Source organism: Mycobacterium sp. NPDC051804 (genome assembly GCF_044452905.1).
Classification (GTDB): domain Bacteria; phylum Actinomycetota; class Actinomycetes; order Mycobacteriales; family Mycobacteriaceae; genus Mycobacterium.
In genome coordinates this window covers 919,148-942,257 of the sequence record NZ_JBITCD010000001.1, presented here as the reverse complement: position 1 = coordinate 942,257, position 23,110 = coordinate 919,148, and the positions used below count along the sequence as shown (strand labels likewise).

The 23,110-nt window shown below is 65.9% G+C and carries 22 protein-coding genes; 9 read left to right on the top strand and 13 right to left on the bottom strand.

Translation table 11 applies throughout. The annotated features are described in order from the left end of the window. Positions 1–34 precede the first annotated feature (34 nt). The 3 genes from ACIA48_RS04535 to ACIA48_RS04525 are packed head-to-tail and all read left to right on the top strand — an operon-like array spanning position 35 to position 2,680. On the top strand, positions 35–955 hold the full coding sequence (locus tag ACIA48_RS04535; RefSeq protein WP_396728013.1) for an LLM class flavin-dependent oxidoreductase: 921 nt from the start codon (positions 35–37) through the stop codon (positions 953–955). Then, complete coding sequence (locus tag ACIA48_RS04530) at positions 952–1,740, top strand: site-2 protease family protein (RefSeq protein WP_396728011.1); 789 nt, start codon at positions 952–954, stop codon at positions 1,738–1,740. The genes ACIA48_RS04535 and ACIA48_RS04530 overlap by 4 nt, the downstream gene beginning before the upstream one ends. A 46-nt stretch (positions 1,741–1,786) precedes the next feature. Next, positions 1,787–2,680, top strand: coding sequence for a cation diffusion facilitator family transporter (locus tag ACIA48_RS04525; protein ID WP_396728009.1), 894 nt, complete (start codon positions 1,787–1,789; stop codon positions 2,678–2,680). A gap of 1 nt (position 2,681) precedes the next feature. Here the strand turns inward: ACIA48_RS04525 and ACIA48_RS04520 are convergent, their stop codons facing one another. Further along, the gene (locus ACIA48_RS04520; RefSeq protein ID WP_396728007.1) at positions 2,682–3,098 is read right to left on the bottom strand and encodes a DUF3151 domain-containing protein; all 417 of its coding nucleotides are present in this window, start codon (positions 3,096–3,098) and stop codon (positions 2,682–2,684) included. A 92-nt stretch (positions 3,099–3,190) separates the two neighbouring features. Between ACIA48_RS04520 and ACIA48_RS04515 the strand changes: the two genes are divergently transcribed. Then, a complete protein-coding gene (locus tag ACIA48_RS04515; RefSeq protein WP_396728005.1) occupies positions 3,191–3,979 on the top strand; it encodes a DUF4878 domain-containing protein in 789 nt (262 codons plus the stop codon). Between the two features lie 2 nt (positions 3,980–3,981). Here the strand turns inward: ACIA48_RS04515 and fbaA are convergent, their stop codons facing one another. Beyond that, entirely contained in the window at positions 3,982–5,019 is a 1,038-nt protein-coding gene (fbaA, locus tag ACIA48_RS04510) for a class II fructose-bisphosphate aldolase (RefSeq protein ID WP_396728003.1), read from the bottom strand. Between the two features lie 150 nt (positions 5,020–5,169). On the opposite strand from fbaA, the gene ACIA48_RS04505 reads away from it, so the two are divergent. Continuing rightward, complete coding sequence (locus ACIA48_RS04505) at positions 5,170–5,826, top strand: VTT domain-containing protein (RefSeq protein WP_396728512.1); 657 nt, start codon at positions 5,170–5,172, stop codon at positions 5,824–5,826. Between the two features lie 4 nt (positions 5,827–5,830). On the opposite strand, the gene ACIA48_RS04500 is transcribed toward ACIA48_RS04505, so the two are convergent. Genes ACIA48_RS04500 through ACIA48_RS04485 form a run of 4 tightly spaced genes read right to left on the bottom strand, consistent with a single transcriptional unit; the run spans position 5,831 to position 9,517 of the window. Then, on the bottom strand, positions 5,831–5,998 hold the full coding sequence (locus tag ACIA48_RS04500) for a hypothetical protein (RefSeq protein ID WP_396728001.1): 168 nt from the start codon (positions 5,996–5,998) through the stop codon (positions 5,831–5,833). Continuing rightward, on the bottom strand, positions 5,995–6,615 hold the full coding sequence (locus tag ACIA48_RS04495; RefSeq protein ID WP_396727999.1) for an SDR family NAD(P)-dependent oxidoreductase: 621 nt from the start codon (positions 6,613–6,615) through the stop codon (positions 5,995–5,997). The genes ACIA48_RS04500 and ACIA48_RS04495 overlap by 4 nt, the downstream gene beginning before the upstream one ends. Next, a complete protein-coding gene (gene nhaA / locus ACIA48_RS04490; RefSeq protein WP_396728510.1) occupies positions 6,612–8,390 on the bottom strand; it encodes a Na+/H+ antiporter NhaA in 1,779 nt (592 codons plus the stop codon). The genes ACIA48_RS04495 and nhaA overlap by 4 nt, the downstream gene beginning before the upstream one ends. Positions 8,391–8,416: 26 nt before the next feature. Then, positions 8,417–9,517, bottom strand: coding sequence for a glycoside hydrolase family 76 protein (locus tag ACIA48_RS04485; RefSeq protein WP_396727997.1), 1,101 nt, complete (start codon positions 9,515–9,517; stop codon positions 8,417–8,419). A 102-nt stretch (positions 9,518–9,619) separates the two neighbouring features. Between ACIA48_RS04485 and ACIA48_RS04480 the strand changes: the two genes are divergently transcribed. Beyond that, positions 9,620–10,162 (top strand): TetR/AcrR family transcriptional regulator, encoded by a 543-nt coding sequence (locus tag ACIA48_RS04480; protein ID WP_396727995.1) that lies wholly within the window; start codon positions 9,620–9,622, stop codon positions 10,160–10,162. Next, positions 10,159–11,745, top strand: coding sequence for an MFS transporter (locus ACIA48_RS04475; protein ID WP_396727993.1), 1,587 nt, complete (start codon positions 10,159–10,161; stop codon positions 11,743–11,745). The genes ACIA48_RS04480 and ACIA48_RS04475 overlap by 4 nt, the downstream gene beginning before the upstream one ends. Here the strand turns inward: ACIA48_RS04475 and ACIA48_RS04470 are convergent. The 6 genes from ACIA48_RS04470 to ACIA48_RS04445 form a co-directional block, all read right to left on the bottom strand. Then, positions 11,629–12,270, bottom strand: coding sequence for a TrmH family RNA methyltransferase (locus ACIA48_RS04470; RefSeq protein ID WP_396727991.1), 642 nt, complete (start codon positions 12,268–12,270; stop codon positions 11,629–11,631). The two genes, ACIA48_RS04475 and ACIA48_RS04470, sit on opposite strands and share 117 nt — an antisense overlap. Further along, complete coding sequence (locus ACIA48_RS04465) at positions 12,263–13,162, bottom strand: hypothetical protein (RefSeq protein WP_396727989.1); 900 nt, start codon at positions 13,160–13,162, stop codon at positions 12,263–12,265. The genes ACIA48_RS04470 and ACIA48_RS04465 overlap by 8 nt, the downstream gene beginning before the upstream one ends. A 10-nt stretch (positions 13,163–13,172) precedes the next feature. Further along, positions 13,173–13,949 (bottom strand): SDR family NAD(P)-dependent oxidoreductase, encoded by a 777-nt coding sequence (locus ACIA48_RS04460; protein WP_396727987.1) that lies wholly within the window; start codon positions 13,947–13,949, stop codon positions 13,173–13,175. Between the two features lie 14 nt (positions 13,950–13,963). Continuing rightward, entirely contained in the window at positions 13,964–14,800 is an 837-nt protein-coding gene (ttfA, locus tag ACIA48_RS04455) for a trehalose monomycolate transport factor TtfA (protein ID WP_396727985.1), read from the bottom strand. Positions 14,801–14,931: 131 nt separating this feature from the next. Continuing rightward, positions 14,932–16,260, bottom strand: a complete 1,329-nt coding sequence (locus tag ACIA48_RS04450) for an alpha/beta hydrolase domain-containing protein (RefSeq protein ID WP_396727983.1) — start codon at positions 16,258–16,260, stop codon at positions 14,932–14,934. After that, positions 16,257–17,030, bottom strand: coding sequence for a ribonuclease T(2) (locus ACIA48_RS04445; protein WP_396727981.1), 774 nt, complete (start codon positions 17,028–17,030; stop codon positions 16,257–16,259). Before ACIA48_RS04445 ends, ACIA48_RS04450 begins: the two co-directional genes overlap by 4 nt. A gap of 29 nt (positions 17,031–17,059) precedes the next feature. Here ACIA48_RS04445 and ACIA48_RS04440 point away from each other — a divergent pair, with 29 nt between their 5' ends. Both ACIA48_RS04440 and ACIA48_RS04435 read left to right on the top strand, forming a co-directional pair. Continuing rightward, positions 17,060–19,063, top strand: a complete 2,004-nt coding sequence (locus ACIA48_RS04440) for a hypothetical protein (protein WP_396727979.1) — start codon at positions 17,060–17,062, stop codon at positions 19,061–19,063. Continuing rightward, positions 19,047–20,381 carry a hypothetical protein gene (locus ACIA48_RS04435; protein WP_396727977.1) on the top strand — a complete coding sequence of 445 codons (1,335 nt, stop codon included), beginning with the start codon at positions 19,047–19,049 and terminating at the stop codon, positions 20,379–20,381. The genes ACIA48_RS04440 and ACIA48_RS04435 overlap by 17 nt, the downstream gene beginning before the upstream one ends. A gap of 145 nt (positions 20,382–20,526) precedes the next feature. Here the strand turns inward: ACIA48_RS04435 and clpB are convergent, their stop codons facing one another. Beyond that, positions 20,527–23,073: an ATP-dependent chaperone ClpB gene (clpB, locus tag ACIA48_RS04430; RefSeq protein ID WP_396727975.1), complete on the bottom strand. Its 2,547-nt coding sequence runs from the start codon at positions 23,071–23,073 to the stop codon at positions 20,527–20,529. Between the last annotated feature and the right edge of the window lie 37 nt (positions 23,074–23,110).

The window sequence follows — 23,110 nt, the reverse complement described above, 5'->3', positions numbered from 1 at the left end:
ACACTGCAGAACGCCGCACGCTCATCGTTGAACCATGAGTGATATTCGAGTCGGCATGTTCGCCCCGATAGGGCAGTTCGCGACGCCGACGGATCAGCGCGACGTCAAACTTGCCCGCATCGCCGAATCCGGAGTCGACCACGTGTGCGTCAACGATCACGTCAGCTTCTTCGTCGGTGCGGGAGCCGACGGACTGATCGACGCCGCGTCACTTCTCACCCACTACCCGGATCTGCCCTGTTACCTGGCGCTGTACCTGCTGCCGCTACGCCACCCGGTCCTGGTGGCACGTCAACTGGCCAGCATCGCGCAGCTCGCGCCCGGCAGGCTCACATTCGGCGTGGGACTGGGTGGCGAGGACCCTCACGAGCTCGAGATCTGCGGGGTGGACCCGCACACTCGCGGACGGCGTATGGACGAGTCCCTGGAGTTGTTGCGCGCACTGTCGGCCGGCGAGCCGGTCAGCTATGACGGCGAGTTCTTCTCGCTGACGGACGCGCAGATCCTGCCTGCGCCGTCGCCAGCGGTGCGGATCACCGTGGGAGGCCGCTCGGATGCCGCGGTGCGGCGGGCGGGCCGATTCGGCGACGGCTGGCTGGGAATCTGGGTGTCTCCCAACCGGTATGCCTCGGTCGTCGGCCAGGTCACCGAGCATGCCGACGAAGCGGGCAGGAATCCGAACGAATTCGAGCACGCGATCAACGTGTGGTGCGGATTCGGCGAGACCCGCAACGCCGCGCGAGCGCCGCTCGCCGAAGCGATGTCGCGCTTCTACCAAATGCCGTTTGAGCCGTTCGAACGTTATTCGCCGTACGGCAGACCTGAGGACATCGCTGAGTTCCTGCACCCGTATATCGAGGCGGGCTGTTCGGTGTTCAACGTGATCGCCTGCGCCGACGACCCGGAAATCGCCGTCGCCGGGGTAGCCGAGCTGCGCGGTACTTTCGTGAGGTGAACGTCCGCCCGTTGCACCCGCGGGCCTCGGTACGCCCGAGCCCGATCTTCCTGGCGATCGTCGCGCTGACCGCTGTCGGCGCCTGGCTGGCCTGGATCTCGGCCGCCGAGTACCGAGCGCCACTGGCCTACGCCGGTGTGTTCGTGTTCGTGATCGCCGGCTGGATCGTGTCGCTGTGCCTGCACGAGTTCGGTCACGCGTTCACCGCATGGCGGTACGGCGACCATGACATCGCCGTTCGCGGCTATCTCACGCTCAACCCGTTCAAGTACACCAATCCGCTGCTATCGCTGGGCTTGCCCGTGCTCATCACCCTGTTCGGCGGCATCGGCCTGCCCGGCGGCGCGGTGTGGGTGCGTACCTCGTTCATGACCGAACGACAGCGGTCGATCGTCAGCCTCGCCGGGCCCTTCATGAATGTGGTCCTCGCGATCGTTCTGCTGGTCGCGACACGGCTGTTTTACGACCCCGCACACCTGGTGTTCTGGGCGGGCGTGGCGTTCCTGGGCTTCCTGCAGATCACCGGCGCGGTGCTCAACCTGCTGCCGATTCCGGGGTTGGACGGGTACGGGGCCCTGGAGCCGCATCTGAGCCCCGAAACGCAGCGCGCGCTTGAGCCGGCCAAGGCTTGGGCGTTTTTCGTCTTCCTGTTGCTGCTGATCGCGACACCGCTGAACCAGTACTTCTTCTCGGTCGTCGGCTGGCTGTTCGACCTCTCCGGGGTGAACAGCGGGTTGATCGGTGCCGGATTCAGCCTGACGCGCTTCTGGTCCGCCTGGTTCTGAGCGAGGCGCTTGCAACATATGCGTGTTTACGCATAGATTGCCCGGTATGGGTGCTGGGCACGACCACGGGACGCGCGATGCGCGGGTGAGTCGAATGGTGATCGCCGCGGCGATCCTGACTGCGTTCTTCGTGATCGAGCTGGTGACCGCGTTGTGGATCAACTCGATTGCCCTGTTGGCCGACGCCGGCCACATGCTGACTGACCTCGTCGCGATGTTCATGGGCCTGACCGCGGTACTCCTCGCGAAACACGGCAGCGCGTCCCCGGCGCGCACCTACGGCTGGCATCGTGCCGAGGTGTTCACCGCGGTCGCCAACGCGGTGCTGCTCCTCGGGGTGGCGGTGTTCATCCTGTACGAGGCGTTCGAGCGACTCGGCGACGCGCCCGAGATCCCCGGCGTTCCGATGATCGTCGTGGCGGTGGCCGGTCTGATCGCCAACGCCGTCGTCGTGCTGCTGCTGCGCTCGCACTCCGAGAGCAGCCTCGCCGTCAAGGGCGCTTACATGGAGGTCGTCGCCGACACCGTCGGCAGCATCGGCGTGCTGATCGCGGGCATCGTGACGGTGACGACGCAGTGGCCGTATGCCGACGTGGTGGTCGCAGTGTTCGTCGCGCTGTGGGTGCTGCCGCGCGCCATCGCACTGGCCCGCGCCGCTCTGCGGATCTTGTCCGAGACGTCGCCCGCCCACATCGACGTCGACGAACTACGCAAGGCGCTGTGCGACGTGGACGGCGTCACCGAGGTTCATGATCTGCACGTATGGACGCTGGTGCCCGGCAAGGACATGGTGACCGCGCACCTGACCAGCGCGCGGAATGCGGCTCTTGTCCTCGACGACGCGCGCGCGGTGCTCGCGGCGCGCGGGCTCGACCACGCCACGGTTCAGGTGGAACCGCCTGAGGGCGCCGCCGACTGCAAGTGCGAGGCGGAAACCTGAGTCAGCCCAGCCCGAGCGCGGGCCTGGCCTCGGGGTCGCAGTCGTCGAGCAGATCGACGCAGCGCTGATACTCGTCGCGTTCGCCGATCTGGTCCGCGGCCCGCGCCAACGCGGCCACGCAGCGCAGGAAGCCGCGGTTGGGCGCATGGCCGTAGGGCACCGGACCGAAGCCCTTCCACCCGTTGCGACGCAACTGGTCCAGTCCGCGGTGGTAGCCGGTGCGCGCGTAAGCATAGGCGGTGACGGCCTTGTCGTCGGCGAGCGCCTCTTCGGCGAGCGTGGCCCATGCGACCGATGCCGACGGATGCGCGGCGGCCACGATGGCCGGGTTTTCGGCGGCGGCCAGTTCAGCCTCTGCCGCCGGATCGCCGGGAAGCAGGACCGGATCCGGTCCGAGAAGGTCACCCATCCGTGTCATATGGCCCATTCTGCCGTGCGGCTTCCGGCAACCGTCCCTCCGGATGGTTAAGCTTTGCGGCCGAAGCGTTGTAACGGAGGACTGCAGCAGCGATGTCGAATCCACAGGGGCCTGACCAGCCGGATGAGGTCACCGAAAAGGCGACCGAGGAGTCTGCGCCGGCCACCGAGGTGATGGGGTCAGCCAAACCCGAGCAAGAAGCCGCGACCGAGGTGATCTCGACCGAGGCGCTGTCTGCCGAGCCCGAGTCGCCCGAAGAGCCGGAGCGCCGGTTCACCGCGCCCTCCGGTTTCGACGCGGGGGTGACGACGAGGATCGACAGACCGTCCGAACCGGCAACCGAGGTCATGGCCACGGCGACCGCACCGGCGGTGAAACCCGTTTCACCACAAGTCATTCCGCCACGGGGCGAGGTGCCCAAGCCGCCGCCGACGAAGCGCCGCAGCTGGGGTTGGGTGATCGCGGTGGTGCTGGTGATCGCCGCGCTGGTGGCCGTTGCGGTGCTGGGCACGCTGCTCCTGACCCGCGGATCGGAGCCCAAGGTCTCCCAGGAGGACCGGGTGCGGTCGACCATCGAGAATTACGACGCCGCGATCGCGAAAGGTGACCTGGCCACGTTGCGCAGCGTCACCTGCGGCAAAGCCCGCGACGACTACGTCGCCTACAACGACCGCGTATGGTCCCAGACCCACTCGCGGATCGCGGCCGCGAAGAGGTACCCCGTGATCGCCAGCATCGACCAGGTCGTCGTCAACGGGGATCATGCCGAGGCCAACGTCACGACGTTCATGGCGTACGCCCCACAGACCCGTTCGACGCGGAGCCTGGATCTGGAGTTCCGCGACGACCAGTGGAAGATCTGCCAGGCGCCGACCAGCTAGCGCTAGCCGGCGGTCACGGACCGGCCCGCACTGTGCAGGTCCCGGCACGCCTCGATGACGCGCTCGGTCATCGACGCCTCGGCCTTCTTCAGGTAGCTGCGCGGGTCATAGGTCTTCTTGTTGCCGACTTCGCCGTCGACCTTGAGGACACCGTCGTAGTTCGAGAACATGTGCCCCGCAACGGGACGGGTGAATGCGTACTGGGTGTCGGTGTCGACGTTCATCTTCACCACGCCGTAGCGCAGCGAGTCCTCGATCTCGGACTTCAGCGAGCCGGACCCACCGTGGAAGACGAAGTCGAAAGGCTTTGCGTCGTCGGATAATCCGAGTTTGGCGGCGGCCACCTTCTGCCCCTCGGCGAGGACCTCCGGGCGCAGCTTCACGTTGCCCGGCTTGTAGACGCCGTGCACGTTGCCGAACGTCGCTGCCAACAGGTACCTACCGTGCTCACCCGCGCCGAGCGCCTCGATGGTCTTCTCGAAGTCCTCGGCCGTCGTGTAGAGCTTGTCGTTGATCTCGTGAGCCACACCGTCTTCTTCGCCGCCGACAACACCGATCTCGATCTCGAGGATGATCTTGGCGGCCGCGGCCTCCTTGAGCAGCTCGCGCGCGATCTCCAGGTTCTCGTCGATCGGCACCGCCGAGCCGTCCCACATGTGCGACTGAATCAGCGGGTTACCCCCGGCGGCGACCCGCTGCTGCGAGATCGCGAGCAGCGGCCTGACGTAGGTGTCGAGCTTGTCCTTCGGACAGTGGTCGGTGTGCAGGGCGACGGTGACCGGATACTTCTCGGCGATGACGTGCGTGAACTCGGCGAGCGCGACCGCGCCCGTCACCATGTCCTTCACACCGAGACCGGAGGCGAATTCGGCTCCCCCGGTGGAGAATTGGATGATTCCGTCGCTACCGGCATCGGCGAAACCCTTGATCGCGGCGTTGACCGACTCGGAGCCGACGCAGTTGATGGCGGGAAACGCGAAGGAATGTTCCTTGGCCCGGCTCAGCATCTCCGCGTAAACCTCGGGCGTTGCGATGGGCATATGTGTTCCTCTCGATCCGTACGTGTAGTGATTCTCTCAGGGCTCGGGCTAGCCCGCCTGGCATCGACATTTCGGGAGTAACCGGCCGGACCGGTATCTTGGGGCCTTGTGACGACCTCCGCTCTGGCGGCTGCCAATCAGCTGGCACTCATGCCGGACTTCCTCGACCCGATGACGTTGCTCGGGTATTTCGGCACGTGGGCCCTGGTAGGCCTGCTGGTGGTGATCTTCGTCGAGTCGGGTGTGCTGTTCCCGATCCTGCCTGGCGACTCGCTGCTGTTCGTGGCGGGCATGCTCGCCGCGGGCACCCAGGCGCTGCAGGCCGACGGCGGCGAGGTGATCAACTTCCAGCTCTGGCAGCTCCTGGTGTACATCCCGATCGCCGCGGTGCTCGGCGGGCAGGTCGGCTACTGGATCGGCCGCAACGTCGGGACGGCGATGTTCAAACCGAACGCCAAGGTCCTCAAGCAGAAATACCTCGACGAGGCCCACGCGTTCTTCGAACAGCGTGGCCCGTTCGCGATCGTGATCGCGCGATTCGTGCCGATCGTGCGGACGCTGGCGCCGCTGACCGCAGGAGCCGCGAAGATGAACTACGCGGCGTTCACGTTCTTCAACGTCCTCGGCGCCGTCGTGTGGGGTGTCGGGCTGACGCTGCTGGGCTACTGGCTCGGCCGGTTCCAGATCATCCAGGACCTCCTCGAACCCATCGTGATCGGCATCGTGATCGTGTCGATCCTGCCGATGGTCTACGAGTGGTACAAGCGACGCAAGGCCGCCAAGCGCGAAGCGGGCGAAACCGCCTAGCCACTCACCGGCGGACGGCCGCTCCTGACGCCCAGGCGGTGAAGTTGCGCGACGGCGCGAACCGCATCATGGTCCGCATCAGCTTGTTGGCCACGCCTGGGATGCACGCCGGCTTACCTGCCATCATCGCCGCATAACCCGCCCGCGCCACCCTTTCGGCGTCCATCATCATCGGCTCGAGTCGCTTGATGTCCGAAAGCCCGCAGTGTCGAAGAATTCGGTGCGCGTCGGCCCCGGCGCCAAATGGGTGCAGGTGACCCCGGTGCCCTTGAGATCCTGCGCCAGACATTCGGAGAAGCTGACGACAAACGCCTTCGACGCCGCATAGCCGCACTCCACACCGTGGGGTACGACGTAGCCCGATATCGAGCTGACGTTGAGGATCCGGCCCGAGCCGCGCGGGACCATGTCGCGCACACAGGCTTCCGTCAACTCGGCCAGCGAGGCCACGTTGACCTGGACCATCCGCGCCAGTTCACCAGGGGCGTACTGCTGCAGCGGGATGCCGACGATACCGAAGGCCGCGTTGTTGACCAGGTAGTCCAGCAGCCCCTCGGCCACGACCGTGTCGTACAGCTGCGCGGCCGAACCGGGTCTCGCGAGGTCTACTGAGACCGTCTGTACGCCAACGCCATAGCGCGTCCGCAGGGTGTGCGCCAGCTCTTGGATCCGGGTGGCACTGCGTGGTGACGACGTGATCGCCACGTCGATACCGTCCGCGGCGAAGAGGTGGGCGAATTGCACGCCCAGACCAGTGGATGCGCCGGTGACGAGTGCGCGGCGGTTCATCGGCGGCCTTCCTCCAACGCCCGGATCAAGCTGGCCGAATCCCACGGACCCTTGTGCCGCTTACCGTTGACGAAAAACGTCGGTGTCGAGTTCAGATCCATCGCCTCGGCGTCCTGCGCGTCGTCCTGCACGCGGTGGAGCACCTTCGACGGATGGACACGAACGTCCTGATCGAACTGTTCGAGATCCAGTCCGACCGCGTTGGCGTAGCGGTAGATATCCGACCATTCCAGGTCGTCCTGGTGCGCGAACAACTCGATACTCATCTCGAAGTACTTGCCCTGCAAGCCGGCGGCTTCGGCGGCGCGCGCCGCGTCGAAGGCACGCGGGTGCACCCGCTCGAGCGGGAGGTGCCGCCACACGTAGCACAGATCGTCGCCGAAATGATCTCGGACTTCGTCGATCCCACCCGTGGCGCGGCTGCAGAACGGGCATTCGTAATCGCCGTACTCCACCAGCGTCAGCGGGGCGTCAGGGTCGCCGCGGATGTGGTCGCGTTCAGGGTCCACGGACCGAATCAACTTGAGACCGATTGGTTCTGGCGGGCTGACCAGATCGGTGATGTGGAAGATCGCCCACCCGAAAACGAGCGCGATGATCGATGCGGCGATGACGCCGATGCGCGCCTGGTCCTGCCTGGCGGGTTCGCTGATCGCGATGTCGACGATGAAAAGTGAGATGGTGAAACCGATTCCGGACAGCGCAGCACCTCCGGCGACCCGGCGCAGCCGAAGACCCGGAGCCAGCTGACCCAGCCCGGAGCGACTCATGAACCACGTCGCCCCGGTGATGCCGATGAACTTGCCGAGCACGAGGCCGGCGACGATCCCCCACGTCAACGGTGAGCGGACCGCGGCGCTCAGGCTTTGCGCGTCGAGCCGGACCCCGGCGTTGACCAATGCGAACACAGGCAACACCAGGAACGCGACGTATGGCCCGATATCGGTCTGCAGGCGTTCATTGATGGAAATCGACTGGCGCAGACGGCGGGTGGCCGCGCGTGCGTACTGAGAGTTCGGCGACTGCCGGAACGCCCGCATCACCTCAACCGCGTCTTCGACCTGCCTGCGCTCGGGGGCGAACACCGGAATCAGCAGCGCGAGCGCAACACCAGCGAGCGTCGGGTGGATACCCGCCAGATACAGCGCGACCCACAGCGCGAAGCCCAGCATCGCATATGCGGGTCCGCGGGCGACCGGCAGGAACCGCACCAGCGCGATCGCGATGAGCAGCAGGGCCGACACCACCAGCGGCGCCACCTGGATCGAATCGGAATAGAACAGCGCGATCACGATCAGCGCACCGACGTCGTCGACGACGGCCAGCGTCAGCAGGAAAATCCGCAGGCGCCCAGGGAATTTCGGTTTGATGATCGCGAGCGCACCCACCAGGAACGCCGTATCGGTAGAGATCACCACACCCCAGGCGTGGGCGTTCTCTCCGGAGGGATTCAGCGCCAGGAAGATGACGGCGGGCACCACGAGTCCGGCGATCGCCGCGACGACGGGTACCGCCGCTCTGGCCCGGTCGGTCAGCTCGCCGATGGCGAACTCCCTTGTCACCTCGAGCCCGACGATGAAGAAGAAGAACGTCATCAACCCGTCGTTGATCAGATGCTTGACGGTCATCTCGAAGTGATGCTCGCCGAATGCGACGCCCACGTGAGTGTCGAGGAGGCTCCAATAACTCTCCGCCCATGGCGAATTCGCCCAGAGGATGGCGACGAGGGTGGCCAGCAGAAGAAGCCCTGCCGCGGCGTTCTCCGAGGGCTTCATCGACTTGAGGTCGCGGCCGAACCGCCTCACGCGTTGGATACCGCGTGCGCAGCTTCCATCAGCATCCAGCCCGCCAGCTGCACGGACAGATCGCGTTCGGGAATCTCCGATGCGTTGACCGCGCCCTCGACGAACTCGGCCTCTTTGCCTGCGGCAGTAGGAATCTCAGCGGTGCGCTCCCAGAACGCGGCGAACAGCGGCAGGCTGTCGACGGTCTGCCGGTTGTCCCACGCCGCTTTCGCGGAGTCCAGCACGAGCTTGCTCGCGGCATCGCGAGCCTCTTGGTCATCGTCGTCGTTCTGCGGCAGGGAGGTGGCGACCAGCGCGAGGTAGCGGGCAAGGATCCCGTTGAACAGACCGCCGTCGCCGCCACCCGCGCCTCTGATGATCCCCTCGGGAGCCATGTTGTCTCGCACCGCGGCGACGAGGCGATGCACCCGCTTGGCGTGGTCGGCATCCTCGGTGCGCATCGCGAGTTCGGTCTCCAGCCCGAGCACCACCCCCTGGCAGTAGGTGTACTGCGCGCGCACCATCGAACCGCCTTTGATCCCGTCGAACACCAAATGGGTCTCCGGGTCGATCAGCGTCTCATCGAGCCAGTCCGACATCTGCTGGGCGCGGCGCAGCCGGTCATAGCGCGCCAGGAAGATGGCCGCCGGACCGTTCGCCGGGGCGTTGAAGAACTGATCCTGCTTGCGCCACGGGATGCCGCCGCCGTCCTCGGGCACCCACGAATTGAGGAACTGCTCGGACAGCTTGTGCAGCGCCTTGGGCCTTTCGACGCCGGCGAGCCGACCGGCCCGTTCCAGGGCGATGGCCAGCCACGCCATGTCGTCGTAGTAGTCGTTGGTCCAGCGCAGGTTGTTGCGCACCCGATGACCACGGATCTGCCGGGCAATCTTCTCCACACGTTCCGGCTGCGGGTCGCGCAGTTGGGCGTCGACCAGGCAATCCAACAGGTGCGCCTGCCACCAGTAGTGCCACGTTCCGAACATCCGGTACTTGCGCGCCGCCGGCCACGCGACGACGCCGAGCTGCGTGCCCGGTATTCCCCACACCTTTTTCAGATGCCGCTTGGCGATCGCAGCCTCGGCGCTGGCGGCGCGGTTGGCCCATAGCTGATCCATGACTTGATCCTGCCCTACGCGGCCTGGGAAATGTGCCCGGCTGGGAGGCTGAACGAAATCCTCGGTGAGACATTTTTGTCTCATTTGAGCTATAGTCGTCTCATGCCGACTGACCGTGAAGAGCTGCTGCGCGCCGCGGCCGACTTTCTCGGGCGCAGGCCCAACGCGACGCAGGACGAGATCGCGTCCGCGGTCGGGGTGAGCCGCGCCACGCTGCACCGCCACTTCGCCGGGAAGCCCGCATTGCTGGCCGCATTGGACGAGCTCGCGATCGCCGAGATGGCCCATGCCCTCGAAACTGCTCGCGTACACGATGATTCGGCCGTCGAGGCGCTGCGTCGGCTGATCACCGCGTGCCAGCCGGTATCGCCCTACCTCGCACTGCTCTACAGCCAGACTCAGAACCTCGACGTCGAGGAGTCCCTGCAGGGCTGGGCGGACATCGATGCCGACATCACCGCGCTCTTCACCCGCGGCCAGCGCGACGGTGAATTCCGTCCCGACCTCACCGCCGCGTGGCTGACCGAGGCGCTCTACTCACTGGTGGCAGGAGCGGCGTGGGCCGTCCAGGTCGGACGCGTCGCAGGCCGCGACTTCGACCACATGATCACCGACCTTCTACTGCACGGAGCACTGAAATCATGATTCGCCGCTGGTCTGCGCTCGGCGTTCTCACACTTGCTGTCCTGCTGATCGGCATCGACGGCACGGTACTGGCGCTGGCGACGCCGTTCATCAGCCGGGACCTGGACGCCACCGGAATCCAGATCCTGTGGATCGGCGACATCTACTCATTCGTGCTCGCCAGCCTCCTGATCACGATGGGCGGCCTCGGCGACCGGATCGGCCACAAGAAGATGCTGCTGTGGGGTGCGACGGCCTTCGCGGTGGTCTCGGCCGCAACGGCTTATGCACCCACCGCAGAGCTGCTGATTGCGGCGCGGGCACTTCAGGGCATTGCGGGCGCGACCTTGGCTCCCGCGACGCTGGCGCTCATCCGCGGCATTTTCGCCGAACCTCGCGAACGGACACTGGCCGTGGGTATCTGGGCGTCGGCATTCTCCGCCGGCGCTGCGTTCGGCCCGATTCTCGGCGGGATACTCCTCGAGCACTTCTGGTGGGGCTCGGTGTTTCTGATCAACGTGCCGGTGATGGTGGTCCTGGTGGTCGGCGGCATCGCGCTGGTGCCCGAACACCGCAACCCCGACCCCGGACCGTGGGATCTAGCCAGCGTCGTGTTGTCGATGGCGGGCATCCTCGGTGTCGTGTATGCGATCAAAGAGGCTGCCGCACAGGGCTTTCACCTCGACGTCGCCCTCGCCGCCCTCGTCGGTGCGGGTGCGTTGACACTGTTCGTCCGCCGCCAGTTGCGACTGCCGCACCCTCTGATCGACGTGCGCCTGTTCGGCAACCGAGCGTTCACGGGTGTGGTCGGCGCCAACCTGCTGTCCGTGCTCGGACTGTCGGGTCTGGTCTTCTTCCTGTCGCAGTACTTCCAGCTGGTGCAGGGGTTCAGCCCGTTGAAGGCCGGCCTCGCTGAACTGCCTGCAGCGGTGACGGCGACGGTATTCGGTGTGCTGGCGGGGATCGCGGTGCGCTATTGGTCCCAGCGCGCGGTACTCACCGCGGGCCTGGCGATGGTAGGTGTCGCCATGGCGACATTGACGGTCATCAGTCCCGATACCTCCTACCCCCAACTCGGCGTGACACTGTTCGTCGTCGGTGTCGGCCTTGGCTTGGCCTTCACCGTTGCGAGCGACGTGATCCTGGCCAGCGTGCCGAAGGAACGCGCGGGTGCGGCGGCAGCGGTTTCAGAGACCGCGTACGAGCTCGGGATGGCGCTGGGAATCGCCACGCTGGGCTCGATAGTCACCGGCGTCTACAGGAATTTCACTGCGCCCGAGGGTGTTCCGGCTGCCGTAGTAGCAGAATCGCGTGATTCCCTTGCCGCGGCGGTTGAGGCCGCGAAGACGCTGCCCACCGGTCAGGGCGCGGATCTGCTCGACGCGACGAAGCAGGCGTTCACCTCGGGGCTGGCGATAGCTTCGGGCGTCGGCGCGACGCTGATGCTCGTCTCGGCGGTGGCCGTGTGGCTATTGCTGCGCGAGCGGCTACCAGGCGCGGCCGAGGTCAGCGTGGGAACGGATCCAGGTATGCATGGCGATGCCCGCGGCGACTCCCGCATTGATGCTGCGGGTGGAGCCGAATTGTGCGATAGACACGGTTAATTCGGCGCCCGCACTGGCCGCCGAGGTGATGCCTGGACCTTCCTGCCCGAACACCAGCAGGCAGGCTCGCGGCAACTCGACATCCTCCAGGCGCGCGGCACCCGGCACGTTGTCGACGGCGACGACGGTCAGTCCTGCGTCGGCGGCGAAGGCCAGCAGCTCGTCGGTGGTGTCGTGGTGACACAGTCGCTGGTACCGGTCGGTCACCATGGCCCCGCGCCGGTTCCACCGGCGGCGGCCCACGATGTGCACGGTGTTCACCGCGAACGCGTTGGCCGTGCGGACCACCGCACCGATGTTGGCGTCGTTGCCGAAGTTCTCGATCGCGATGTGCAGCGGATGTCTGCGGGTGTCGATATCGGCGATGATGGCGTCGCGCGTCCAATACCGATATGCGTCAACAACATTGCGGGTATCGCCGTCGCGCAGCAGCGCCGGATCGTAGCGGGGATCGTCGGGCAGCGGGCCCTGCCATGGACCGACCCCGGGACTCTCGCCCCATTCGGTCGGGCCTGCCTCACTCACCCTTGGTCCACAGTGCGGCGTGCGTGCCGACCACCGACAGCGTCGGATACAGCAGCGCCTCGTTCATGTCTCCCTGAGTGCACAGCGTCACGCGCGTGAAGACGGCGTCGCGGGTGCTGTCGGGCAGCACCAGCGTCGACGCACCGTAGACGTCGCACGCGTGGCTCAGCCCGGGCGGAGGTAATGTCGGAGCCATCACCACCATCGTCGGCCCACCGCGGCGTGCCGATTCCTCACGGTATTGCGTTGCCTGACCGGAGATCTCGAGCCCGAGCAGCATGTAGCCGCCGCCCGTGAACTCGTTGGGGTCGCCGAGCGCACTCGGGTCGATCATGGAGCCGTCCGCGCGGAACGCATCCACGCTGGTCGTCTTCAGGGACAGTCCGGTGGGTTCGTCCTCGACCGCAGGCAGCCCGACGGGAAATGCCACCGGATGAGCCATCGTGGTACCGGGCATCCGGTCGCGGGTTGAATAGACGTAGACCCCGCGTACCTGGAGCTGATCGCGCTGGGGACCCACGCACACCGTGCCCGTCAGCCGATCCGGCGTCGGCGCTGACAACGGCTGCACGTCAAGGTCTGTCACGTCGCCACAGCCGCCGATCGCCGGCGCCTCGAGCGGATGCGCCAACGCACCGTATAGACCGAACCTCAGATCCTTCGGGTCGGCATGCGGACCGTCACCCGACGGTGCTGCGTCGACGTCGATCAGCACGCTTTCACCTTCGAAACGAAGATTCGACACCGACATGTTCCAGCCAAGAAACGCCAGCGATTCGCCGATCGTCGCGGTCTGGGCGGAATAGGGGTCGACCTTGGCGTCGTCGCTCGAGCAGGCGGAGGCAACAAGGACAACGGTGGTGAGGACAGCGAGAACCGAACGTACGGACACTGAGCGCGACTTAAGTTCGATCCCGGCCCCGGCCAACGACTTTCGTCATCGCCCGCACCACGTTTCGCGGCACCATGCGCCCGCCGGTGGTCAATGCCTTGTATTGCAGGCCGGGCACGATCACCACCTTGCCCCGCGCGACGTCGGCCATCGTTTCGCGAACCACGTCGTCCACCTCCAGCCACAGGAACGACGGCGTGTTCGCCATGTCGATGCCCGCTCTTTCGTGGAATTCGGTGTGCACGAAGCCGGGGCACAGCGCATGCACGCCGACCCCGGTGCCACCCAGACCGTTGGAAAGCCCCTCGGAGAACGCGACGACCCAGGCTTTGGATGCCGAGTACGTCGAGCCGCGGCCGGGCAGCAACCCGGCGACGCTGGCAACGTTGATCACGGTACCTTCGCCGGCCGCCAGCATCGGCGGCATCGCCGCGTGCGTCAGATGCATGACGGCCGTGACGTTGACGTCCAGCTGGGACTGCAGCACTTCGAGGTCCGCCGTCCAGAACTCACCGGAGGTTCCGAAGCCGGCGTTGTTGACCAGAACACGCACCCCGGCGGCAAGCCGATCGGCCACCTTCGAGCGGTCGGCGGCCACCGCGAGATCGGCGACGAGAATCTCGACGTTGGCGCCCGCCTCGTCGTGCAGTTCGGCGCCCAAGGCCTCGAGCCGCTTGGCGTCGCGCGCCACGAGCACGAGGTCGTAGCCGTCCATGGCATACCTGCGGGCGAATCCCGCGCCCAGCCCGGACGTCGGTCCGGTGATCAGTGCTACAGGGCGTGACATTCCCTAGAGACTACTTACCGCTGAAAGTGCGGGGACTGCCGTCCGTTGCGCGGCTGCGGGGGCTGCGGCGGCGCCGCGGGGCGACGCTGCTCGGGACGAGCGGGCGCCTGGGCATACCGAGGTCCAGAGGCTTCGGCACGGCCGGCGGGCACCTCGGATCGCTCGGGACGTTGGGGGCCCGGCTTGAGCGGGCGGCTCGGCGACCCGCTGCGGCGTGTGACGGGCTGACCCACGGTGGCCTGCGACGTCGGCGGCAGCACCCGCAACAGGTCGTTGAACTGCCGCACCGTGCGCAGGCCCTCGTCCCACTGTGCGCGCGTGCTGGTGACCGGCATCGAGACCAGCGTCCAGTGCTGCTCGTTCCACATGATCTCCGCGCAATCGGGCGCGGTATGGGCGAATGTCACCATGCGGCGGTCGCAGGCGCGCCGTGCCGCGTCGAGGTTGGTGGAATACACCATCCGAGGACCGATCGCGCCGAGCAGCCAGATGTCGTTCTCCCGCGGCTCTTTGATTCCCTTGAGCCGCAGATCGACGACGACGTTGGTACCGACCTTGCGGTGCAGGGCGATGACGGTGGCGACGTCCTCGAGGTCGAAGATGAACACGGCTTCGCCGCGGATCTGACCGAGGACGACATTCTTGGCGTTGATATCGCCGACGGTCGACATCACGCCGCGCTTCCAGCGCTTGAGGATGTCGCTTGACTCGTGCTCGTAGTCGAAACCGTGCGACTTCGCCCACGACTTACGACGACGGCCCAGTCCGCGTCGACGGTCGATGTCGACGTACAGAAGCACTGCCGCACCCACAAAACAGAGTGCGGACAGCGTGAACCAAAGCGGGACCATTACCCCTAGCCTACTTGCAGGTAGTCCCCATTTCCGAACTCGAGCAGATCACAGGCTCGTCACATAGCGTCTTGACATGTCGCGTCACGTCGCGAAACGGCATTCCAGCAGGGAAAGTGCAAGTGACGGCCTCACGAGCGCTGCGGAAAGCTCGCCTCGGCGAGCTGGAGGATCTCGGCGCGGTCAGCCGCCACGATGAAGCCCGCGTCGATCGCCCGGTCCAGCGCGTCGGTGAAGCGCGTCAGGTAGTCGGCGGCACCGCCGGGGTAGAGCCTGCGCAGCGTCGCACCGTCGAATACTTCCCCGGTGCCGAACAGGAAGGACATCGGGCTCTCGTCGGGCGCCAGCCCCGATGTGCGCGCAACCGGGACGTCGACCCATGGCGTGCGGACACCCCCGACGGCGAGTTGGTGGTCGTCGAGCACCAGCGCCGGGATGTCACCCTCGGTCAGGGCGATGGGCGGCGCGGTGGGAGCAGGCGCGCCGGTACGAACCCAGTTGTTCAGCGCCGCGATCGCGGCCTGCAGCACGTAGTGATGCTGAGGCGCGAAGTTGATGCAGTAGGAAAGGCTCGTCCCCATCAGTTCGTTCGTGGGTGCGTAGGCCGCGACCAGGCCATCCACCGACACCGAGCCGTTGTCGATGAAGCCGACGCGAATCGTGTAGTTGTCTGCGTGCGCGGTGCCAGGGATCTCCCACACCCGCAGCCGATCGTTGTCGGGCCTGCGGGCGTGGTGGTAGCCGAGCAAATGCCCGTCGACCAGATCGGTTTCGGTGATGACCGAGAGCACCGGGACGCGCACGTCGTCGCGGAAAGGCGCCGGACGCGATTCTTCCAGCGCACTTCCGCCGCCGAGCGGGGCGGCTGGACCGAACCGCGAATGCACGAGGAAGCCGTCGTAGACCGCCGCGTCAGGGTCCACCTCGTTCACATAGGTGGTCAGGAACATCGCCGACTGCGACTCCCCCACCGCGAGAACCGCTTTCGGGTGTAGTCCCGGAACCCCACCCTCGCGGACCAGTCGGCCGACCTGGGAATAGATGTCATACGCGAACTGGTCGCCCGGATGGTTGAGCTGCGAATAGCGTTTGGAATCTTGGGCTTTCAGCGACATGTCGATGCCCATCAGATTGTCGCCACCCTCGATGCCGACATACTGCGCGGACACTGCGACATAGGCGTAGCCGGCGCGGGCGATCTCGCGATGCGCCATGAGCCAGACCGCGGGCGCATCGATGCCGCCGCTGACGTTGAGCCATTCGACGACGGCGGTGCCGTTGGACTCGCCTCTCGGGCGGCACACCACGATGCGGGTCGTGTAGTCCGCCGTCTCGTCGCCGGCGTACGACCGCGCGGTGCCCGAGACGACGAACTCCTCGGCGTCGTAACCCAGCGTGGCCAGGTCGTAGGCGCCGAGCAGCAGGCTGGGGTTACCGGGAAGCGGCGAGATGCGCATCATGGGAGGCTCGCATGCTGGCATCCCGGCCCGAGGGGCGGGGCCTTGCCGATCAGGTCCTTCAGCGGCCGGATGCCATCCGATGTCCTGAACTCGGTCACCGGGGGCAGCGACAGGTGCAACTCGTAGGCGACGCTGCCGAGGCCGGTCACGTTGCGGCAGCTGAGCCGAACGCGATCCCCCGCCCCGGCGCCGAATTCCCGGCTCAGCTCCGTCTGAACGTCGCGCAGCTGTATCCGGCCGCCCTCGTTCGCGGCGAAGATCGGATCGAGAACGTCCCGTGCCTGTTCGGTGAGCGCGACCGCGTCGCCGAAGTACACGTCCGGCGTCACTCCGGAGCACGTGCCGTGCGCATACCACTCGTGCGGAGCAAGGACTGAGGAGTCCGACATCATCGACTGCAGTGCGTCCTTGGTGTCGCGACCGATGTCCACCGACGGCAGTTCGTTGCGTATGTCGCGCGCGCGATCCATGAGCCCCTTCGGCACGCCGCAGTACTGATTGGTGGCCGGCTGCGGCCACAACCCGTGCAGCACCCAGGTCTGCCCCATGTCCTCGACGTGACCGGACGCGCATCCCGGGCTGGACGACGCGGCGATGCACAGACTCGGGCCCCACGTCAGGACAAGCCATGTGGACGGGCTGTCGACGGGTTCGAATTCAACGGTGACGGGGGTGCGATCCAGAACGCGGACGCTGAAGGTGACCGCCACCACGACGATTGCCGCCAGCACAGCAGATATCGCCAGTACGGTTAGATCGCCTCGCCGCATGGTGCACCCTAACGAAAGGCCGCCAGAGTTTGAACGACGTAGACCGGTGGTTCGAGAAGGCAGCCCGTAAAGAAGATCGTTCCGTCTCTCTGTACGCGAGCCTGCTCACCGGCAGGATCTTCGAGTACTTCGGCTATCGAATGCGCTACGCGCTCTTGCTCGACGGCACGCGGTACGTCATTCACGTCGCCGAATTTCTGATCATCCTCACCAGCCTCGGTGGCATCGCCGCGTTCACCGTGATGATCCTGCGGGTCGGCAGCCTCGTCGTCAGCGGCGCCTGGTGGGGCCTGCTCGAGGTGATGCGTGAACGCCTTCGTGCACTGGCCGCCGCCGGGCAGCGCGATGCGATCGGTCGCGAGATCGGTAGTTGGCTCGCGCTGTCGGCGATCGTGGCCGCGGTGGTGACCGTCGGCGGCGGCGCCGCGCTTCTGCTCCTGCTGCCGTCCAACCACGACGGGATCGGAACCCTTTACGCGTTCCTGGTTGTCATCGAACTGGCGTTGCGAATCCCGGTGCGGGTGCTGCATTCCGGCATGTTCGCGACCCGGCGCGTGTACCGCCCCCTGTGGTCGATGTTCGCTCCAACCGCCGTGTCGATTCTGGTGATCGCCGTCGGCGTCTTCATCTATCCGACCGGCGCGATCGTGTCGGCCATCGTCCTGTCGAACGCGTTCAGCATCTGGATCTCGTTGCGCTACACCATGCGTGCGTACAAACTCACCGGGCTCTGGCCGCAGTTCGTCGGCCGTTCACTACTGCGCATGCTGCCATCGATTCCACCTCGCTTCGGCATCGAGGCGACGCTGTCGGGACTTGGTCTGCGCATGGACGCGGTCGCTGTTCTCCTGATCGCGGGCATGTACTCGCTGAACAACAGGGCCTTCGACCTGACCGCCGGCTATTCGGAATGGCGCGGGGTCGATCCCTTCCAGTTCTTCTATCTGGTGCTGCCGCTGCTGCGTGGTTCGTACGAGGCCACCACCGTCTTCTACTTCGATTTCGTCCGGCTGCGACGCCTGCCCGCGTTCCGCCAGTTCCAACTGTGGTTCTTCTACCGGCTGTTGTGGACGACCCCGGTCATCACCCTGTTCTTCTGGTCGTTGGCAATACCTTTGGGACTGTGGGTGCTGCCCGACATCCCGTTCAGCTTCGTGCTGGCGCTACTGCCGCTGTTCGTGGTTCGCAGCCTCATCGGCGTCTACCAGATCCGGCTGTTCGCCGAAGGCCGCTTCCGCGCGCTGAACGCCACCATCGTGTTCTCGGCAGGGCTGTTCGCACTCGTGTGGTTCGACATCAACCCCGCCTCCGATCTCGTTCAGTTGACCGCGGCGATGATCCTGCTACTCATCATTCACATCAATGTGCAGCACTGGCAGGATCGTTCGACGGCGACGCCGACGATGCTGTCGCTGAGGGACTGGATCCACGAGCTGACCGCGGAATCGGGTCCGGTGCGTGTTGGCAAGATTTCCATACCGGAGTGGATCGATGCGCGACAGAAGTCGAACGCGGTCGCGCTGATGCGTGAGACTTTCGACGGTAGCGGACATCTGGCGTATCGGTCGTCGTCGAATCTCGTTTTCTACGAACGAGTTACCGCCGATAACGCTGCCCGTCAGCCACATCTGGCGTTACAGGCGGCGACCGGTGGAGCGGCGAACCGCGCCGCACTCATCCCGGCGGACGAATGGATCGAACCCGTGGGTGGGTCGGACGGGCTGGTGGCGCTCGAAGCCGAGTTCCGCACGATCTTCCCCGTCGGCACGGCCGTCGATCTGGCGAGTCGTGAAGGCCGAAAGGTATTGGGCGATCTGGAGTCCAGCCTCCTGGTCGGCATCTTGCCCATGGCGATGAAGAGCCTCGACGAGGGTGCCGCCGTGATGCCGGTTTCCGGGCGATCGATGTCGGCGATCTTCCACGAGGGGAAGTTGCGCCTGATTTTCATCCTGCCGCCTGAGTTCGACGGCGACGATCTGCGACGCTGGCGACGCGCCGTCAACGAGTGGCAGGCTCATGATCACAGCCAATGAACCGGTCGACATCGAGGCATGCCTCGCCGATCCCAAGACCTACGAAGACACTATCCTGCGGATCTTCGCCAAGCGAAGCGAACGCGGTGCAGGATTCAGTGAGGCGCAGGGCGGGGTCACATACTTCAGCACCGCCGCCGAACGCCAAAGCTTGTCCAAGGCGATAGCCCGCAGTGTCGCCGCGGCTGAATTCCGGCCGCAGCCAGTCGATCTGTGGATTCTGGAGACCGGCGGAAAGCGTCGCGAAGCGCACCTGGCGGAGTACGCCGACCATGTCGTGGGTGCCGCGCTGTTCAAGCTGCTGACGCACAACGCTCGTTGCCAGGGCATGCCCGGCGTCTACTCGTATCTGTCGGGTGTGACGAACGTCAGCGCGATGCAGACGTTCGCCAACTACATTCGCGCCCATCGCGATACGGCCAGCCGACCGCCACTGTATGTGCTGCAGTCGGACTTCGAGAAGTACGGGGACAATCTTCCGGTCGGCCCAGGCGCCGCACTCTGGCCGATCGTGCGCTCGGTCGCCGAACTCGGCAGCCCGAACGGGGAAATCAGTTCGTCCACCTGGGACCTGATCACCAATCTCATCCGCCCGGTGGTGCGCGAGAGCGACGGGACCGAGTTCACGCGGCTCAAGGGGGTGGCGATGGGGACCCCCATGGTGCCGCTGCTCGGCAACCTGGCGGTCGCGCCGATGGACGAGGCGATCACGTCGATCAAGGGAATCTTCTACGCGCGGTACAACGACGACTTCATCGTCGCCCATACAGATCTGGCCGCCATCCACGAGGCGGATGCCCGGATCGACTCGCTGACAAGTGAATTGGGTGTCAAACGCAAGCTGTCGAAGGAGATTCGCACCGCGCTGAGCGGAAACGGTCGACCATCGGTCGACGATCCGGCTTACCTGGGACGCGACCGTATCGACTGCCTTGGGCTGACCGTCAGCCACCGGGGCACCCTCAGCCTGGGCCCGCATCGGTTGAGCCGCTTCATCGCCCGTGTTGCCCGGCGCCTGGACGCTGCCCTGCCGGCGCTGGCACAGTCGACCGTCGACGAGCGGGCGCGCCACCTCGTCGCGGCGACCAACGTCATGCTCGACGCCGCGAGCCCGTTCGCCGTGGTGGGCCTGTCATCGATCCTGGACACCACTACCGACCGTGGATCGCTCAAGGATCTCGACTTCCGGATTGCGCGCAAGATCGTGCAGGTCGCCACCAGGAAGCCGGGGGTTCGCGGCTTCCGGCAGCTATCCCCCGCGACGCTGTACCGGGACATGGGACTGGTGTCGCTGGTGCAATTGCGCAACCTTCGGTGAGTTACAGTTCTCCGCAGGCGCGGATCCCGCTTCACGGCGGAAACTCCGAAGGGCTATAGAGGTTGCGGCTTTCGGCTCTTCAATTTTGGCGTTTTACCCCGCGCCCCCAAACTTCTTTTGAGGACGCGGGGTCGCCGCGTGAAACTCAGCCCAGGATCAGCGAATCGCCGTCGGCGCTGACGTTCACTGGCACGACGTCGCCGTCGTGCACCTCACCGGCAAGCAGCATCTTGGCGAGCTGGTCGCCGATGGCCTGCTGGATCAGCCTGCGCAGCGGACGCGCACCGTAGAGCGGGTCGAACCCGCGCTCGGCGAGCCACTGCTTGGCAGGCAGCGACACCTCGAGGGTGAGCCTGCGCTGCTGCAGTCGCTTGGCCAGCTGCTGCAGCTGGATGTCGACGATCTCGACGAGCTCGCTTTCATCCAGCGGATCGAAGACGATGACGTCGTCGAGCCGGTTGATGAACTCGGGCTTGAACGCCGCCCGCACCGCGGCCATCACCTGCTCCTCGGTGCCACCGGCGCCGAGGTTCGACGTCAGGATCAGGATCGTGTTGCGGAAGTCGACCGTGCGGCCCTGGCCGTCGGTCAGCCTGCCCTCGTCCAGCACCGCAAGCAGCACGTCGAACACGTCCGGGTGGGCCTTTTCGATCTCATCGAAGAGGATCACCGTGTACGGACGCCGCCGCACCGCCTCGGTCAGCTGGCCGCCCTGGTCGTAACCGATGTAGCCGGGAGGCGCACCGACGAGGCGGGCCACCGAGTGCTTCTCGCCGTACTCGCTCATGTCGATGCGGACCATGGCGCGTTCATCGTCGAAGAGGAACTCCGCCAACGCTTTTGCAAGCTCCGTCTTACCGACACCGGTCGGGCCGAGGAACATGAACGAGCCCGTCGGACGATTCGGGTCGGCGACGCCGGCACGGCTTCTGCGAACCGCATCGGAAACCGCCTGCACGGCCTTCTTCTGGCCGACGACGCGCTTGCCGAGCTCATCTTCCATGCGCAGCAGCTTGGCCGTTTCGCCCTCGAGCATCCGGCCCGCGGGGATCCCGGTCCACGCCGACACCACGTCGGCGATGTCGTCGGGTCCGACCTCTTCCTTGAGCATGACGTTCTCACGCGCCTCGGCCTGAGGCACCGCCGCGTCGAGCTTCTTCTCGAGTTCGGGGATACGCCCGTACCGAAGCTCGGAAGCCTTGGCCAGGTCGCCGTCGCGCTCGGCCCGGTCGGCCTCACCACGCAGGGTGTCGAGCTGCTCCTTGAGCTCGCGCACCACGTCGATGGCGTTCTTCTCGTTCTGCCAGCGCGTGGTCAGTTCCGCGAGCTTCTCCTTGTAGTCAGCGAGTTCGGCACGCAGCTTCACCAACCGGTCCTTGCTGGCGTCGTCCTCCTCCTTGGCCAGCGCCATCTCCTCGATCTCCAGCCGGCGCACCAGGCGCTCGACCTCGTCGATCTCGACCGGCCGTGAGTCGATCTCCATCCGCAGCCGGGACGCGGCCTCATCGACGAGGTCGATGGCCTTGTCCGGCAGGAAGCGGCTGGTGATGTAGCGGTCGGACAGCGTTGCCGCCGACACCAGTGCGGAGTCGGTGATGCGCACGCCGTGGTGCACCTCGTAGCGGTCCTTGAGACCGCGCAGGATGCCGACGGTGTCTTCGACGGACGGCTCGCCGACGAGCACCTGCTGGAAACGGCGTTCGAGCGCCGCGTCCTTCTCGATGTACTTGCGGTACTCATCGAGCGTGGTGGCGCCGACCAGCCGCAGTTCGCCGCGCGCCAGCATGGGCTTGATCATGTTGCCCGCGTCCATCGCCGATTCGCCGGTCGCGCCGGCGCCGACGATGGTGTGCAGCTCGTCAATGAAGGTGATGATCTGGCCTGCCGAGTTCTTGATGTCGTCGAGCACGGCCTTGAGCCGCTCCTCGAACTCACCGCGATACTTCGCACCGGCGACCATCGAGCCGAGATCCAGTGAAACCACGGTCTTGTCGCGCAGACTTTCCGGAACGTCGCCGGCCACGATGCGCTGGGCCAGGCCCTCGACGATCGCGGTCTTTCCGACGCCCGGCTCACCGATCAGCACCGGGTTGTTCTTCGTGCGACGCGAGAGCACCTGAACCACGCGGCGAATCTCGTTGTCGCGCCCGATAACCGGATCCAGCTTGCCCTCTTTGGCGCGCGCGGTCAGGTCGGTGGAGTACTTTTCCAGCGCCTGGTACGTGCCTTCGGGCTCGGGGCTGGTGACGCGTGCGCTGCCGCGCACGTTGCCGAACGCGTCGCGCAGCGCCTGCGGTGAGGCACCGTGGTTCGTGAGCACCTTGGCGACGTCCGAGTCACCGGTCGCCAGGCCGACGAGCAGGTGCTCGGTGGAGACGTATTCGTCGTCCATCTCGGTGGCCAGGTTGGTGGCCACCGAGATCGCAGAGATCGCAGCCGAGTTCAACTGTGGCTGCGAGCTCGACCCGGATGCGCTGGGCAGCCGGTCGAGAAGTCGTTGCGTCTCAGCGCGGATTGTCGCAGGTTCGACGCCGACGGCCTCCAGTAGAGGTGCGGCAATGCCATCGTTCTGGGTGAGCAGAGCCATCAACAAATGGGCGGGCGTGATCTGCGGGTTGCCGGCGGCAGTAGCCGCTTGCAGCGCCGAAGTCAGGGCCGCCTGGGTCTTGGTCGTCGGATTGAACGAGTCCACGACACCTCCCTTTCCGTGTAAAAGGGCCGCACAAGGG

What these genes read in the sequence shown, in the direction of transcription:
- ttfA (WP_396727985.1), bottom strand. Translation starts at nt 14,800, where the DNA reads ATGGTCCCGCTTTGGTTCACGCTGTCCGCACTCTGTTTTGTGGGTGCG.
- ACIA48_RS04475 (WP_396727993.1), top strand. Translation starts at nt 10,159, where the DNA reads ATGATTCGCCGCTGGTCTGCGCTCGGCGTTCTCACACTTGCTGTCCTG.
- ACIA48_RS04485 (WP_396727997.1), bottom strand. Translation starts at nt 9,517, where the DNA reads ATGGATCAGCTATGGGCCAACCGCGCCGCCAGCGCCGAGGCTGCGATC.
- ACIA48_RS04460 (WP_396727987.1), bottom strand. Translation starts at nt 13,949, where the DNA reads ATGTCACGCCCTGTAGCACTGATCACCGGACCGACGTCCGGGCTGGGC.
- ACIA48_RS04495 (WP_396727999.1), bottom strand. Translation starts at nt 6,615, where the DNA reads ATGAACCGCCGCGCACTCGTCACCGGCGCATCCACTGGTCTGGGCGTG.
- ACIA48_RS04515 (WP_396728005.1), top strand. Translation starts at nt 3,191, where the DNA reads ATGTCGAATCCACAGGGGCCTGACCAGCCGGATGAGGTCACCGAAAAG.
- ACIA48_RS04535 (WP_396728013.1), top strand. Translation starts at nt 35, where the DNA reads ATGAGTGATATTCGAGTCGGCATGTTCGCCCCGATAGGGCAGTTCGCG.
- fbaA (WP_396728003.1), bottom strand. Translation starts at nt 5,019, where the DNA reads ATGCCCATCGCAACGCCCGAGGTTTACGCGGAGATGCTGAGCCGGGCC.
- ACIA48_RS04520 (WP_396728007.1), bottom strand. Translation starts at nt 3,098, where the DNA reads ATGACACGGATGGGTGACCTTCTCGGACCGGATCCGGTCCTGCTTCCC.
- ACIA48_RS04500 (WP_396728001.1), bottom strand. Translation starts at nt 5,998, where the DNA reads ATGATGATGGACGCCGAAAGGGTGGCGCGGGCGGGTTATGCGGCGATG.
- ACIA48_RS04435 (WP_396727977.1), top strand. Translation starts at nt 19,047, where the DNA reads ATGATCACAGCCAATGAACCGGTCGACATCGAGGCATGCCTCGCCGAT.
- nhaA (WP_396728510.1), bottom strand. Translation starts at nt 8,390, where the DNA reads ATGAAGCCCTCGGAGAACGCCGCGGCAGGGCTTCTTCTGCTGGCCACC.
- ACIA48_RS04445 (WP_396727981.1), bottom strand. Translation starts at nt 17,030, where the DNA reads ATGCGGCGAGGCGATCTAACCGTACTGGCGATATCTGCTGTGCTGGCG.
- ACIA48_RS04480 (WP_396727995.1), top strand. Translation starts at nt 9,620, where the DNA reads ATGCCGACTGACCGTGAAGAGCTGCTGCGCGCCGCGGCCGACTTTCTC.
- ACIA48_RS04525 (WP_396728009.1), top strand. Translation starts at nt 1,787, where the DNA reads ATGGGTGCTGGGCACGACCACGGGACGCGCGATGCGCGGGTGAGTCGA.
- ACIA48_RS04505 (WP_396728512.1), top strand. Translation starts at nt 5,170, where the DNA reads ATGCCGGACTTCCTCGACCCGATGACGTTGCTCGGGTATTTCGGCACG.
- ACIA48_RS04450 (WP_396727983.1), bottom strand. Translation starts at nt 16,260, where the DNA reads ATGATGCGCATCTCGCCGCTTCCCGGTAACCCCAGCCTGCTGCTCGGC.